Below are 14,444 nucleotides of genomic sequence, written 5' to 3' on the forward strand. Positions count from 1 at the left end.
CCACGTTTGACCTGGGCCTTACCGCTAAAGTTAGGCGGGCAATAAACAATAATGACGTGCAGCAAAACGAGGTCACACTTTAATGGCGAATTTTTTCATCGATCGCCCCATTTTTGCCTGGGTGCTTGCAATCCTGTTGTGTCTGACGGGTGTCCTGGCGATTACGTCCCTTCCTGTTGAGCAATACCCTGACCTCGCGCCCCCCAACGTGCGTATCACGGCGAACTACCCTGGCGCCTCGGCACAGACGCTGGAAAATACCGTCACCCAGGTTATCGAGCAGAACATGACGGGTCTCGATAACCTGATGTACATGTCCTCACAGAGCAGCGCCACGGGCCAGGCGACGGTAACCCTGAGCTTTACGGCGGGCACGGATCCGGATGAAGCGGTGCAGCAGGTGCAAAATCAGCTGCAATCGGCCCTGCGTAAACTGCCTCAGGCGGTGCAGAACCAGGGGGTGACCGTGCGTAAAACCGGTGACACCAATATTTTGACCATCGCGTTTGTTTCAACCGATGGCTCAATGGATAAGCAGGACATCGCGGACTACGTCGCCAGTAATATTCAGGACCCGCTCAGCCGTATCAACGGCGTGGGTGATATCGACGCCTACGGCTCGCAGTACTCCATGCGTATCTGGCTGGATCCCAACAAGCTGAACAGCGTGCAGATGACCGCCAAAGATGTCACCGACGCTATCGAATCGCAGAACGCCCAGATTGCCGTGGGGCAGCTCGGCGGTACCCCGTCCGTGGATAACCAGGCGCTTAACGCCACCATCAACTCCCAGTCGCTGCTCCAGACACCTGAACAGTTCCGCAATATCACGCTACGCGTGAATCAGGACGGTTCGGAAGTGCGTCTGGGGGATGTCGCCACCGTGGAAATGGGGGCGGAAAAATATGACTACCTGAGCCGCTTTAACGGCAATGCCGCTTCCGGGCTGGGGGTGAAACTGGCCTCCGGCGCCAACGAAATGGCGACCGCGCAGCGGGTGCTAGAGCGTCTGGATGAGCTGTCGCATTTCTTCCCGCACGGACTGGAGTACAAAGTCGCCTACGAAACCACCTCGTTCGTAAAAGCCTCCATCGAAGATGTGGTGAAAACCCTGCTCGAAGCTATCGCGCTGGTGTTCCTCGTGATGTACCTGTTCCTGCAAAACTTCCGCGCCACGCTGATCCCCACTATTGCGGTGCCGGTGGTGCTGCTGGGTACCTTTGCAGTGCTGTATGCCTTCGGTTACAGCATCAACACCCTGACCATGTTCGCCATGGTGCTGGCCATCGGCCTGCTGGTGGATGATGCCATCGTGGTGGTGGAAAACGTTGAGCGCATCATGAGCGAGGAAGGGCTTTCGCCCCGCGAGGCCACGCGCAAATCGATGGGACAGATTCAGGGCGCGCTGGTCGGTATCGCCATGGTGCTGTCGGCGGTATTTATCCCGATGGCGTTTTTTGGCGGCACCACGGGCGCGATTTATCGCCAGTTCTCGATCACCATCGTCTCTGCAATGGTGCTCTCCGTACTGGTGGCGATGATCCTTACCCCTGCCCTGTGCGCGACGCTGCTGAAACCGCTGCATAAGGGCGAACACCACGGTCAAAAAGGCTTCTTCGGCTGGTTTAACCGCATGTTTAACCGCAATGCGGCGCGCTATGAAGCGGGCGTGGGTAAAGTTCTGCACCGCAGCGTACGCTGGATGGTGGTTTATGTTCTGCTGCTCGGCGGCATGGTCTTCCTGTTCCTGCGGCTGCCAACCTCGTTCCTGCCGCTGGAAGATCGCGGCATGTTTATCACCTCCGTACAATTACCCAGCGGCTCGACCCAGCAGCAGACCCTGAAAGTGGTGCAGAAGGTTGAGAACTACTTCCATACTCAGGAGAAAGATAACGTGATCTCCGTCTTCTCCACCGTCGGCTCTGGCCCTGGCGGTAACGGGCAGAACGTGGCGCGTATGTTTGTGCGCCTGAAAGACTGGGACCAGCGCGACAGCGATACCGGCTCCTCCTTTGCCATCATTGAACGTGCAACCAAAGCGTTCAACAAAATCAAGGAAGCGCGCGTTTTCGCCAGCAGCCCGCCCGCCATCAGCGGCCTGGGCAGCTCAGCCGGGTTTGATATGGAGCTTCAGGATCACGCGGGTGCCGGGCATGACGCGTTGATGGCTGCTCGCGACAAGCTGCTGGAGCTGGCCGGGAAAGATCCGCAGCTTACCCGCGTTCGTCATAACGGTCTGGATGACAGCCCTCAGCTACAGGTGGATATTGACCAGCGTAAAGCGCAGGCGCTGGGCGTCTCCATCGACGACATTAACGACACCCTGCAAACGGCATGGGGCTCAAGCTACGTGAATGACTTTATGGATCGCGGCCGCGTGAAGAAGGTCTACGTTCAGTCTGCCGCCAAATACCGCATGCTGCCGGACGATATCAACCGCTGGTATGTGCGCAATAACACCGGCGGCATGGTGCCGTTCTCGGCGTTTGCGACGTCACGCTGGGAGACCGGTTCACCGCGTCTGGAGCGTTACAACGGCTATTCGGCGCTGGAGATTGTCGGTGAAGCCGCGCCGGGCGTCAGTACCGGTACCGCAATGGATATAATGGAAAAACTGGTTCAGCAGTTACCGACCGGCTTTGGCCTGGAGTGGACGGCGATGTCCTACCAGGAACGGCTTTCCGGCGCTCAGGCGCCTGCCTTGTATGCCCTTTCGCTGCTGGTGGTGTTCCTCTGTCTGGCGGCGCTGTATGAAAGCTGGTCAGTGCCGTTCTCGGTGATGCTGGTGGTGCCTCTCGGGGTCATCGGAGCGCTGCTGGCAACCTGGATGCGCGGCCTGGAAAATGATGTCTATTTCCAGGTCGGACTCCTCACCGTAATCGGATTGTCGGCGAAAAACGCCATTCTGATCGTCGAATTTGCCAATGAGATGAATGCCAAAGGTCACGAACTGATGGCCGCCACGCTGCACGCCTGTCGTCAGCGCCTGCGTCCGATCCTGATGACCTCTCTGGCGTTTGTGTTTGGCGTCCTGCCGATGGCCACCAGCTCCGGCGCAGGCTCCAGCAGCCAGCACGCGGTGGGAACGGGCGTTATGGGGGGAATGATTTCGGCGACGATTCTGGCTATCTATTTCGTACCGCTGTTCTTTGTGCTGGTACGCCGTCGTTTCCCGCTGAAGGATAAGCCGGAATAACACGTTGAAATAAAAAAGGCGGCTTTACAGGCCGCCTTTTTATTGTGTGATTCTTTCACACTATGGTTATTTTAGTTAATTAAGTGCTCTTGCATTTCTTACCGGAAATTCATTTACGAAGCATGCCTTCGATAAAATCTTTCCAGTTCCCCAGTTCACGTTCAATCATAACAACCTCTCTTATTATTATGTGCATTCTACGAAAACGTATCATCATTGTGAAGCCACTTTAACCGATTGCTGTGATTGAGCCCCGCTGTGCTGGTAGGTTTAGGATCACTATGAGCATTGTCGGGTAAATTTTATGTGACCTACAGCAATATTTTGAAATAGTCGGAAAAATGACAGCATTTTTAATTTCCCCCTGAGTTTATTGGCAATTTAAACAGGGTGGACAACTATGCTTAAAAGATGAAAGACTATTCAGCTTACAGCTGTTCGTTGAATTATGGAGAATTGTAAATCCCGAAAAATTCCGAATGTGTTATATTCCACTTAAGGATATATCTTCGAAAATATTGAACATTTAATCCACAAAAGAACAAAAGGATTCACTATGGTTGTGATGTACGGCATTAAGAATTGCGACACGATTAAAAAAGCCCGCCGCTGGCTGGAAGCACACAACATCGACTATCGCTTCCACGATTACCGTGCCGACGGGCTTGACCCCGCGTTTCTCCATTCCGCCATCAACGAACTGGGGTGGGAAGCGCTACTGAATACCCGCGGGACCACCTGGCGAAAACTGGATGAATCTCTCCGGGCCACGATCAACGACGCCGACAGCGCAGCCAAACTGATGCTTGAAATGCCGGCAATCATCAAACGCCCATTGCTCTGCAAGCCAGGTCAGCCTATGCTGCTGGGTTTCAGTGAAACCCTTTATTCAGATTTATTCGTTGAGGTGTAGTCTATGTCATGCCCGGTCATTGAGCTGACTCAGCAGCTTATTCGCCGTCCTTCCCTTAGCCCGGACGACGCAGGTTGTCAGGCATTAATGATTGAGCGCCTGCGTGCCATCGGTTTTACCGTGGAGCACATGGATTTTGGCGATACGCAGAACTTCTGGGCATGGCGCGGTCAGGGAGAGACGCTGGCGTTTGCCGGACATACTGACGTAGTTCCCGCAGGCGACGCAGACCGCTGGATCAACCCGCCTTTTGAGCCGACCATCCGCGACGGCATGCTTTTCGGACGCGGCGCTGCGGACATGAAAGGTTCTCTGGCTGCGATGGTCGTGGCGGCAGAGCGTTTCGTCGCCCAGCATCCGAACCATAAAAACCGTCTTGCGTTTTTGATTACCTCCGATGAAGAAGCCAGCGCCCACAACGGCACCGTGAAGGTCGTTGAGGCCCTGATGGCGCGCAATGAACGTCTGGACTACTGTCTGGTGGGCGAACCGTCCAGCACCGAAGTGGTGGGCGATGTGGTGAAAAATGGCCGCCGTGGATCCCTGACCTGTAATTTGACTATTCATGGCGTGCAGGGCCACGTTGCCTATCCGCACCTGGCGGATAACCCGGTACACCGCGCCGCGCCGATGCTGAACGAACTGGTAGGCATTGAATGGGATAAAGGCAACGAATTTTTCCCGCCAACCAGCATGCAGATAGCCAACATCAAGGCCGGCACCGGCAGCAACAACGTCATTCCCGGCGATCTCTTCGTCCAGTTTAACTTCCGCTTCAGCACCGAACTGACCGACGAGATGATCAAAGCGCGCGTGATTGCGCTGCTCGAGAAATATCAGCTGCGCTATACCCTCGACTGGTGGCTGTCTGGCCAGCCGTTCCTGACGCAGCGCGGTAAACTGGTGGATGCGGTGGTGAACGCCATTGCGCACTATAATGAAATTAAGCCACAGCTGCTGACAACGGGCGGCACGTCTGACGGACGCTTTATCGCCCGCATGGGCGCACAGGTTGTCGAACTGGGTCCGGTTAACGCGACGATTCACAAAATCAATGAATGCGTGAACGCTGCCGATTTACAACTGCTGGCCCGCATGTATCAACGTATTATGGAGCAGCTCGTCGCCTGACGGGTGCTTAAAGAGGATTAGCGAATGGACTGGCTTTCAAAGTACTGGTGGATTCTGGTGTTGGTATTTCTGGTAGGCGTGCTGCTTAACGTGATTAAAGATCTCAAGCGCGTTGACCACAAAAAGTTCCTTGCCAACAAACCGGATCTTCCGCCGCACCGTGATTTTAACGACAAGTGGGACGATGAAGACGACTGGCCGAAGAAGGACCAGAAGAAGTAATCGCTCTGTTTCCCCTCTCCCTAAAGAGAGGGGGACACCTCACATAAACTCGACGATATCATCGTCATTCGGCTTACCGCCGCTGAGCGCTTCATCAAAGTAGTGCTTCGGTACGGTATAACGCAGATGATCGAGCGCGAACTGCATGCTGCGATCGTCAATGGCATGCCCCAGATCGTCTACGATATCCAGCGTCACATCTCCGCCCTCGCGCATCAGCGTCTCCTGGGCAGCCACCGCATGCGAAAGCTCAATTACCCGGTCTTCCCCCCCATGAATGAGATGGATCGTGGTCTGCGTGGTCGCGCTTTGCGGTAACGTCGCAAAACGCCCGTTAAAGGCAATCACGCGGGACACCAGTCCGGGCTGCGCTTTTACGCTTTCCAGCGACATGATTGAGCCCTGAGAGAAGCCAATCAGCGCCGTTGCGTCGGCGCCTACGCCGCTCTGCTGCTGCCAGTAACGCACGGTATCGATAAAGGCTGGCATAGCGGCATCAATACGCGCCTGACGATTCTCCTCCGTCACGCCCTCGACGGAAAACCACTGCCGCCCGTCCGGACCGCACGGCTCCACGCCGCCGATGCTGACGATCAGCGCGTGTGGGAAAACGGGTGCAAACCAGCTGCCAATCTGTCCCATATTGACGGCATTGTCGCCCACGCCATGAAACAGAAGCAGGAGCTGTTTAGCAGGTGTATCCGGGCTTTGCACAACAAAATGGTCATGTTTCATGGCGATCTCCTTAATTGATAAGCAGGATTTTACGCCTCTGCGGGGTAATGACCATGCCACTTTACTGAAGAACTCATTGAAAAAATTGCCATTGCAAAATGTCGGCTTTCAGCTGCTGGCTACGGGAGTAATCAAGCCTTTCAAGCGCGTGAGCGGTTTCCTCGCGTAGCTTCGCCAGCAACGCTTTGCGCCCGAAATCGTGCGTATTCCCTTCCATTTTCCCCCGCAGCGCCGGAAGTGGCATGTCCACGGCTAACAACAACCGCGTCAGCGCCGCAACCGAAGTTGAAAACGCCCGGTGAGCAAAGGCAAACCCCGCCAGCTCCAGCCAGTCGTCACTATTAAGGGTAGCTTCCCATGCATCCGTCACCGGGATCTTTTCGCCATTCCAGGCCGACAGGACGCGCATATCACGACATAACCGCTGATGCGCCTGTTCGCAGAGCTGATGCCCCGCCTCGCTCAGCGGCAGCAACGCCATCGCCGTATAGCACCCGCTGCTGGCTTCCCGATGGCTGCCCATTCGCACCAGCACAAACCCGCACTGCCGCCAGAAACGCCACAGCTCGTCGGTATAGCCAAAGCTGACCGAGAGATAATCTTCTCCGCTGGCACTGCGGATCAGCCGCTGGCCGATGCCTTCCCGCTGGCGATAGGGATGAACCGCAATGCGGCTGACGCGTCGGCCTTTCAGCGTCGCCGCGAGCGGCGAGCCGCCGTGCGCTGCCAGCGACTGCGCCACCAGATTTCCACGCGGCCGACGAAAGCCCGCCCAGACTGCGCGGCTAAGTTCAGGGGGTAATCCCCCCTCCTCCACCAGCCAGAGCGCGCCCGCGATCTCCGCGCCCGCCTGAGCAACAGCAAAGTGCTGGCCGGGGGCGTCCATCATCCGGCGTAAATCGAGGGGTGACGTCCGGTAGTGCGCGGCGCAAAGCAGTTCATACACGCCTGCCCCGCGCGTCGGATCGCTCTCCCACATCCCGGGCTCCAGCGACGTTAAACGTACCTCGCCTTCCGGTTTGCGATCGATAAGCGCATCGTCGAACAGCAGCGCGTTCGCCACTATCCGCTCAAGGGGACATCCGGCAGCCCAGCGAACAGGCGTGGATAAGGTATAACGCCGCAGCCCGCTGAACCGGGCGCAGAACTTCAGCAGGAATCCCCTGCCCGTGCCTTCATAACCCTGCACCGTGGTGGTCAGCAACACGCGGGGAAAGCGCGACGCCAGCTTCTCCAGCAGCGGGCCGGGGATGGCGGCCGCCTCATCGACAATCAGCCAGTCAGCTTCTGTTGTGGAGGCCAGCAGCGCATCCGGGGCCATAAAGTGAAAATGTTCCCCGGCGAAACGCGCGATGACATCCGTCGCCCCTTTTGCCGGTGCCGTCACTACTGCACTCCCCTGAATGCCGTTCAGCAACATGCCCGCCAGGGCGGACTTTCCGCGTCCGCGCGGTGCCGTCACGGCGGCCACGCCCGCAGGCATGGTCAGAAGAGCGTCGAGGATCTCAGCTTGCTCGCGCTGCGGTTCACCGCTGGCAGGCTGCCAGGCGGGTAAATCTGGCGTAACGGGAAGGCACAGAGGACGATGTTGATGCCAGACGATGGCATCTGAATCGGCGGCAAGCGTCCGGCAAAAGTGGTGAACAAAGTGCGGGGTGGCGATCGGCTCGGCGCTGTCGCTCCAGCGTAGAGAATCCGCGTCGGGCCTGTTAGCCCAGACGGAGAACGGCGGCACCAGCAGCATCAGAAGGCTTCCGGCGCGCAGGGTCCCGCTGAGGGCGGCGAAGGCCGAGACGTCAAACCCGCGACGCGCGTCAAAAACGGCATGAAGGTATTCACGTCCCAGCAGGCCGCTGATGGCCTTAGAGGGGTTTTCCTCCAGCCACAGCCAATCTCCTGGTAACGTATCGCGCAGAATGGTCGCCTGGCTCAACGTCCACGCTTCATCGCCGCTGAGCACCACCAGCCGGCGGTGCCCGGTATGCTGAAGCTGGTTGACCAGCTGTTCAAACCCCAACATCACATAGCTTTGCCGAAGGTATTACACTGCGACGGGTTGCCGCTGTCGAAGCCACGCTTAAACCAGCTGTAGCGCTGCTCTGAGGTGCCATGGGTAAAGCTGTCCGGCACAACGCGCCCCTGGCTCTGCTGCTGCAAGCGATCGTCACCAATCGCCTGTGCGGCATTCAGGGCCTCTTCCAGATCGCCTGTTTCCAGCACGCCCTGCTGCTGCATGCTGTGTCCCCAGACGCCAGCGAAGCAGTCGGCCTGAAGCTCCATGCGTACGGACAGACGATTCACCTCCGCCTGAGAAGCATTCTGCTGCATCTGACGCACTTTAGGCTCAATGCCGAGGAGCTTCTGCACGTGGTGGCCAACTTCATGCGCGATCACGTAGCCCTGGGCAAAATCGCCGTCGGCGCCCAGCTTGCTTTTCATGTCGTCATAGAAGGAGAGATCGATATAGACGGTGCTGTCCGCCGGGCAGTAGAACGGCCCCATAACGGACTGCCCGGTGCCGCAGCCGGTGCGGGTTGCGCCCCGGTACATCACCAGTTTTGGCGGCTGATAAGTCCGCCCCATTTTCTCGAACTGCTGACCCCAGGTATCTTCGGTCGTCGCGAGAATAACGGAAGTAAATTTTGCCGCTTCATCTTCATTCGGGCTGATGGAGCGCTGAGAATACTGCTGCTGTTGCCCGGTTTCACCGGTCATCAAACCGGTCAGGTCGACGCCGTAGTAGCCCGCCACCAGCACGACGACCAGCAGAATAATGCCGCCCTTGCCGCTGGGTAACCGGAAACCTGGCCCGCCCATAGACGGACCACCGCCACCACTGCTGCGTCTGTCTTCTACGTTGTCACTTTCACGACGCCCTTGCCAGCGCATAAACACCTCGAACTATTCCATTTATAATAGCTATGATCGTAGGCGGTTAATGAAAGGATTACCATAGTAAACAAGGATAAGACGCCAAAGGATGCCAACATCCTTTGGCAAATGCGCAGTTTAGTCGAGCTTAACGCCTAAACGGTGAGCAACCGCTTCGTACGCTTCGACCACGCCACCCAGACTCTGGCGGAAACGGTCTTTGTCCATTTTATCCAGCGTCTCTTTGTCCCACAGGCGGCTGCCGTCCGGCGAGAATTCGTCGCCCAGCACCACTTCGCCCTTGTACAGACCGAACTCCAGCTTGAAGTCGACCAGGATCAGGCCCGCGTCATCAAACAGCTTTTTCAGCACGTCATTGGCTTTGTAGGTCAGTTCCTGCATGCGCGCCAGGTTCTCTTTGCTTACCCAGCCGAAGGTTTCGCAGTAGGATTCGTTGACCATCGGGTCATGCATGGCGTCGTTTTTCAGGAACAGATCGAACAGCGGTGGATTCAGTTCGATACCCTCTTCAATGCCCAGACGCTTCACCAGGGAGCCTGCGGCACGGTTACGGATCACGCACTCAACCGGCACCATATCCAGTTTTTTTACCAGACATTCCGTATCGGACAGCAACGCTTCCATCTGAGTCGGGATACCGGCTTCGGCCAGTTTGGTCATAATGAAGTGGTTGAACTTGTTGTTCACCATGCCCTTACGATCGAACTGCTCAATGCGTGCGCCGTCTCCTGCTGACGTATCATTGCGGAATTCGAGCACCAACAGATCCGGGTTTTCCGTGCTGTATACGGTTTTCGCTTTGCCACGATACAACTCAGCTTGCTTCTGCATCTTCATTACTCCTGGTGTGATGATTTGTATTCAAAACTGGCCATATTATGCCACGCACACGTTTGCGTAGCACGAAAATAAAAAGGGCTGGATTAACCAGCCCTCACTATTATTTGCTGAATGCGGCCTGGAAGGCAGCGACCAGCGCATCGTTCTGCGCCTGGGTCAGCGTGTGTCCTTTCGGATCGATAAATTGCAGGCTGCTGCGGTTATCGAGGTCGCCAACCTGGATTTTGTAGTCACCGGAAGGCAGCTGTGGATCGCTTGCCCCCAGCTCCTGCCAGGCGCTATCAGACAGCGGCTTATAGGTCGCTGTGATGCTGCCCGTTGAACGGGTGCTGTCGGTCACCTTCATGCCCACTTTTTCAAGCGTTGCTGGCAGGCGCTGCCAGGTCTGGTTAAACGGCGCACGCACCACCAGCATTGGCAGGCCGGTATCGTCTGCACCGCTCTGCACATCAAACGTTGAACCGTTACGGTTCTGCGCGGCGTTTGCGGCATCGGTAGCGTTTTTATCCAGACCTGCGGCAATCACGTTCAGCATTTCAGTGCTGTAGCGCTGCATGGCGGCCGGATCGGCAACCGGTTTACCTGCCTGCTCAAGATTCAACAGCTTGACGGTAACCGCCTGCTGATAACCCTGCGGCTTAACGGAGACTTGATAACGACCACGATACTGCTGGTCTTCATCGAGACGGTTCCACTCAATCCAGTCGGTGGTTAAGGTCTGGCTGGCGTCGTCGCGTTTATCAATCGTATAGTTTTTCGACTGAATAATGCTCACAACCTGCGGCCACAGCGTGGTACCGCGTGCGCTTTCCACCAGCAGAGAGGCCGTATCACCGGTAAACTGCGTGCGCGCGCCACTCACCAGCGCCAGAGGCTGAGCCGGCGGACGAATATCAAGCGCTTTACCCACCAGGCCACTGCCGTTGGTAACCGGAATATTATAATCACCGTTCTGGATCGGCAGGATCATGCCGGCAGGCGCGTGAAGTTCAGCAAGCGGCGGCGCATCCAGATAGGATTCATCACCGCTCACCTGGCGCTTGTAGCGCGAGTCTGAACTACAGGCAGCGAGGAGCATAACAAGCGAAACACCCGCAACCTTCGCCAGGCGCGACTTCTGTACTGAATAAGCCATCAAATCTCCCTAAACTTTACAGCAAACCGGCATGCTTCAGCGCGCCAGCGACAATTTCACGACCGTGGTCGGTAATCGGTGTCATTGGCAGACGCAGCGTGTCGGTTGCTACAAGCCCCAACTCCTTACATGCCCATTTCACTGGGATCGGATTGGGTTCGACAAATAATTTATTGTGCAACGGCATCAGACGCTGATTAATCACGCGAGCTTCATCAAAGTGACCGGCTGCGGCCAGTTTGCACATGTCAGCCATATCACGCGCCGCCACGTTCGCCGTAACGGAAATCACGCCATTACCACCGAGCTGCATAAAGTCCAGCGCGGTCGCATCATCACCGCTCAACAGGATAAAGTCGTCTGAAACCAGCTCTTTGATCTGATGAACGCGGCTTAAGTTCCCTGTCGCCTCTTTAATCCCGATAATATTTTTTACTTTCGAGAGACGGCCAACGGTTTCCGGCAGCATATCGCAACCGGTACGGGACGGCACATTATACAGAATTTGTGGCAAGTCAGTATGTTCAGCGATGGCTTTGAAATGCTGGAACAAACCTTCCTGAGTAGGACGGTTGTAATAAGGGGTCACCGTCAGGCAGCCGACAATGCCGCTGTCGTTAAAACGCTGAGTCAGGCTAATCGCTTCTGCCGTTGCGTTTGCGCCCGTCCCCGCGATGACCGGAATACGCCCGTCCGCCAGTTCCAGGGTCAGCATCACAACGTCGCCGTGCTCTTCGTGGCTCAGCGTAGCGGATTCACCGGTAGTCCCTACCGAAACGATCGCCGAGGTTCCATTGGCGACATGGTAATCAATGAGCTTCTTCATGCTTGACCGGCAGACATTACCTTTTTCATCCATCGGTGTAACAAGCGCGACAATACTTCCCGTGAACATGAGCCATCCTCTGTGCGAACAAGAGCCTCAATGTTACGTTTGGAACTGTAATAAAAGCAAGCGACCTGAGGCTCTCAGGCGGTTGTATGCATGTTTTTTTTATGCTTTCCTTAGGAAGACTTAACCACGCAAAGGAAGAACAGGTTTGACAACCTCATCACAACATTACCTGGTTATCACTGCGCTGGGTGCTGACAGGCCGGGTATCGTGAATACCATCACTCGCCACGTGAGCAGCTGCGGCTGCAACATCGAAGATAGCCGGCTGGCTATGCTTGGCGAAGAGTTCACGTTCATCATGCTGCTTTCCGGAACATGGAATGCCATTACCCTCATTGAATCTACCCTGCCGCTGAAAGGCGCAGAGCTGGATTTACTGATTGTGATGAAGCGCACCACCGCGCGCCCGCGTCCGGCTCTGCCTGCCACGGTCTGGGTACAGGTTGAAGTGCCTGATTCACCTCATCTGATTGAACGTTTCACGGCGCTGTTTGACAGCCATCAGATGAACATTGCCGAACTGGTTTCCCGCACGCAGCCGGGCGATGAAAACGCAATCCCGACGCTGTTTATTCAAATTACCGCACACAGCCCTGCCTCGCAGGATGCGTCAAATATCGAGCAAGCGTTCAAAGCCCTCTGTACAGAATTACATGCGCAAGGCAGTATAAGCGTCGTCGATTATTCGCAGCACGAACAGGATGGAGTTGAGTAATGAACCCACTGAAAGCCGGTGATATCGCACCGAAATTTAGCTTACCGGATCAAGACGGCGAGCAAGTAAATTTGACCGACTTCCAGGGACAGCGTGTTCTGGTCTATTTCTACCCGAAAGCCATGACCCCGGGCTGTACCGTACAGGCCTGCGGTCTACGCGACAACATGGATGAGTTGAAGAAGGTCGGTGTGGAAGTGCTGGGCATCAGCACCGATAAGCCAGAGAAGCTGTCACGCTTTGCGGAAAAAGAGCTGCTGAACTTCACGCTGCTTTCCGATGAAGACCACCAGGTTTGCGAGCAGTTTGGCGTCTGGGGTGAGAAGTCCTTTATGGGCAAAACGTACGACGGTATTCACCGCATCAGTTTCCTGATTGACGCTGACGGTAAAGTTGAGCACGTGTTTGATGATTTCAAAACCAGCAACCACCACGACGTGGTGTTGAAGTGGCTGAAAGAGAACGCGTGATCATTTTAGTGCCGGGTGGCGCTGCGCTTACCCGGCCTACAAGGTAAATGCAAAACGGTAGCATGCGCTACCGTTTTTAGTGTTTGCCCCCTCTCCCCGCAGGAGAGGGTGGGGTGAGGGCATCAGCCCGCACTAAATCTACTTCTCTTCCACCGCTGGCACATCCGGCCACGCGTGGACCACGGCTTTAATCAGCGTCGCCAGCGGAATGGCGAAGAATACCCCCCAGAATCCCCACAGCCCGCCGAAAATCACCACTGACAGGATAATCACCAGCGGATGCAGGTTAACTGCTTCTGAGAACAGCACCGGTACCAGCAGGTTCCCGTCCAGTCCCTGAATAATCAGGTATACGGCGAAACAGCTCCAGAACTCCGTACCCAGACCAAACTGGAACAGCGCCACACCGACTACCGGAATGGTCACCACAAACGCGCCGATATACGGGATCAGAACCGAGAATCCGACCAGCACCGCCAGCAGCAGCGAGTAGTTCAGTCCGAAGATCATGAAGCCAATCCAGGTCGCCACGCCCACCACAATCATCTCCAGCACTTTGCCGCGAATGTAGTTGGTGATCTGCTGGTTCATCTCCTGCCAGACCTGACCGGCGAGACCGCGATTGCGCGGCAGCACGCGGCGTACCGCGTTCAGCATCTGCTCTTTATCTTTGACCAGGAAGAACACCATTAGCGGCACGAGAACAAGGTAAACCGCCAGCGTCAGCAGGCCTACCAGCGAGGCCAGAGAGTATTTCACCACCGAGTCACCCATGGTCATGATGCGGGCGCGCATGTTTTCGGCCATCGCATCGATGATCCCGGCGTCCATCAGCGCAGGATAGCGGCGCGGCAGCGTGGCGGCAAAATCAGACAGTTTATTCAGCATGCCGGGCATATCGCGGATCAGGTAGATCCCCTGTTGCCAGGCGATGGGCATCACCACGAAGGACATCAGCAGCAGAATGCCGACAAACAGCACCAGAACAATGCTGGTCGCCCAGCGCCGGGAACAGCCGATATGTTCCAGACGCGCGGTGGGCCACTCCAGCAGATACGCCAGCACAATCGCTACCAGTAGCGGCGCCAGCAGGCCACTAAAGAAGAACAGGATACCGAATCCGGCAACCAGAATGACCAGCAAAGCAATGGCTTCCGGGTCGCTAAACCGACGCCGATACCACTGCATTAACATTTCGAGCATACAACCCTTCCCTGAATCGAATGGCGGGAGTGAGACGGTGAATTGTATCTAACTGTCACAAAAAAGACTTTCCTTTTTGTTTCACTGTCAGGTTTCG

The 14,444-nt window shown here is 56.1% G+C and carries 14 protein-coding genes; 6 read left to right on the plus strand and 8 right to left on the minus strand.

Translation table 11 applies throughout. The features are described from left to right. Window positions 1-82: 82 nt before the first annotated feature. Window positions 83-3,196, plus strand: a complete 3,114-nt coding sequence (gene acrD / locus ACOTYH_RS15820) for a multidrug efflux RND transporter permease AcrD (RefSeq protein ID WP_058689131.1) — start codon at window positions 83-85, stop codon at window positions 3,194-3,196. A gap of 109 nt (window positions 3,197-3,305) precedes the next feature. On the opposite strand, the gene ypfM is transcribed toward acrD, so the two are convergent. Beyond that, a complete protein-coding gene (gene ypfM / locus ACOTYH_RS15825; RefSeq protein ID WP_015572204.1) occupies window positions 3,306-3,365 on the minus strand; it encodes a protein YpfM in 60 nt (19 codons plus the stop codon). A gap of 387 nt (window positions 3,366-3,752) precedes the next feature. Between ypfM and ACOTYH_RS15830 the strand changes: the two genes are divergently transcribed. From ACOTYH_RS15830 to ACOTYH_RS15840, 3 genes are read left to right on the plus strand one after another with little or no spacing between them, the layout of a single operon-like run. Further along, complete coding sequence (locus ACOTYH_RS15830) at window positions 3,753-4,109, plus strand: ArsC family reductase (protein ID WP_015572203.1); 357 nt, start codon at window positions 3,753-3,755, stop codon at window positions 4,107-4,109. A gap of 3 nt (window positions 4,110-4,112) precedes the next feature. Next, on the plus strand, window positions 4,113-5,240 hold the full coding sequence (gene dapE, locus ACOTYH_RS15835; RefSeq protein ID WP_017383496.1) for a succinyl-diaminopimelate desuccinylase: 1,128 nt from the start codon (window positions 4,113-4,115) through the stop codon (window positions 5,238-5,240). A gap of 24 nt (window positions 5,241-5,264) precedes the next feature. Next, a complete protein-coding gene (locus tag ACOTYH_RS15840) occupies window positions 5,265-5,462 on the plus strand; it encodes a YpfN family protein (protein ID WP_000383991.1) in 198 nt (65 codons plus the stop codon). A gap of 39 nt (window positions 5,463-5,501) precedes the next feature. Here ACOTYH_RS15840 and ypfH read toward each other — a convergent pair whose 3' ends face one another. The 6 genes from ypfH to dapA all read right to left on the minus strand — a co-directional run bounded on the left by ypfH (window position 5,502) and on the right by dapA (window position 11,959). Beyond that, window positions 5,502-6,197 (minus strand): esterase, encoded by a 696-nt coding sequence (gene ypfH, locus ACOTYH_RS15845; RefSeq protein ID WP_023295120.1) that lies wholly within the window; start codon window positions 6,195-6,197, stop codon window positions 5,502-5,504. A 73-nt stretch (window positions 6,198-6,270) separates the two neighbouring features. Beyond that, window positions 6,271-8,217 carry a tRNA(Met) cytidine acetyltransferase TmcA gene (locus tag ACOTYH_RS15850; protein ID WP_421637814.1) on the minus strand — a complete coding sequence of 649 codons (1,947 nt, stop codon included), beginning with the start codon at window positions 8,215-8,217 and terminating at the stop codon, window positions 6,271-6,273. Then, the gene (locus tag ACOTYH_RS15855) at window positions 8,217-9,086 is read right to left on the minus strand and encodes a neutral zinc metallopeptidase (RefSeq protein WP_001303362.1); all 870 of its coding nucleotides are present in this window, start codon (window positions 9,084-9,086) and stop codon (window positions 8,217-8,219) included. Before ACOTYH_RS15855 ends, ACOTYH_RS15850 begins: the two co-directional genes overlap by 1 nt. A gap of 120 nt (window positions 9,087-9,206) precedes the next feature. Continuing rightward, window positions 9,207-9,920, minus strand: a complete 714-nt coding sequence (gene purC / locus ACOTYH_RS15860) for a phosphoribosylaminoimidazolesuccinocarboxamide synthase (RefSeq protein WP_001171626.1) — start codon at window positions 9,918-9,920, stop codon at window positions 9,207-9,209. A gap of 109 nt (window positions 9,921-10,029) precedes the next feature. Continuing rightward, a complete protein-coding gene (gene bamC / locus ACOTYH_RS15865; protein WP_032654411.1) occupies window positions 10,030-11,064 on the minus strand; it encodes an outer membrane protein assembly factor BamC in 1,035 nt (344 codons plus the stop codon). Between the two features lie 16 nt (window positions 11,065-11,080). Continuing rightward, a complete protein-coding gene (gene dapA / locus ACOTYH_RS15870) occupies window positions 11,081-11,959 on the minus strand; it encodes a 4-hydroxy-tetrahydrodipicolinate synthase (protein WP_003860542.1) in 879 nt (292 codons plus the stop codon). 145 nt (window positions 11,960-12,104) lie between these two features. Between dapA and ACOTYH_RS15875 the strand changes: the two genes are divergently transcribed. Further along, window positions 12,105-12,674 (plus strand): glycine cleavage system transcriptional repressor, encoded by a 570-nt coding sequence (locus ACOTYH_RS15875; protein WP_000213743.1) that lies wholly within the window; start codon window positions 12,105-12,107, stop codon window positions 12,672-12,674. After that, window positions 12,674-13,144: a thioredoxin-dependent thiol peroxidase gene (gene bcp, locus ACOTYH_RS15880; protein WP_015572198.1), complete on the plus strand. Its 471-nt coding sequence runs from the start codon at window positions 12,674-12,676 to the stop codon at window positions 13,142-13,144. Before ACOTYH_RS15875 ends, bcp begins: the two co-directional genes overlap by 1 nt. A gap of 138 nt (window positions 13,145-13,282) precedes the next feature. Here bcp and ACOTYH_RS15885 read toward each other — a convergent pair whose 3' ends face one another. Then, window positions 13,283-14,347: an AI-2E family transporter gene (locus ACOTYH_RS15885; RefSeq protein WP_032671807.1), complete on the minus strand. Its 1,065-nt coding sequence runs from the start codon at window positions 14,345-14,347 to the stop codon at window positions 13,283-13,285. Window positions 14,348-14,444: the final 97 nt, after the last annotated feature.

The organism is Enterobacter cloacae complex sp. SHL001 (assembly GCF_049236825.1).
In the GTDB taxonomy this organism is placed as follows: domain Bacteria; phylum Pseudomonadota; class Gammaproteobacteria; order Enterobacterales; family Enterobacteriaceae; genus Enterobacter; species Enterobacter hormaechei_C.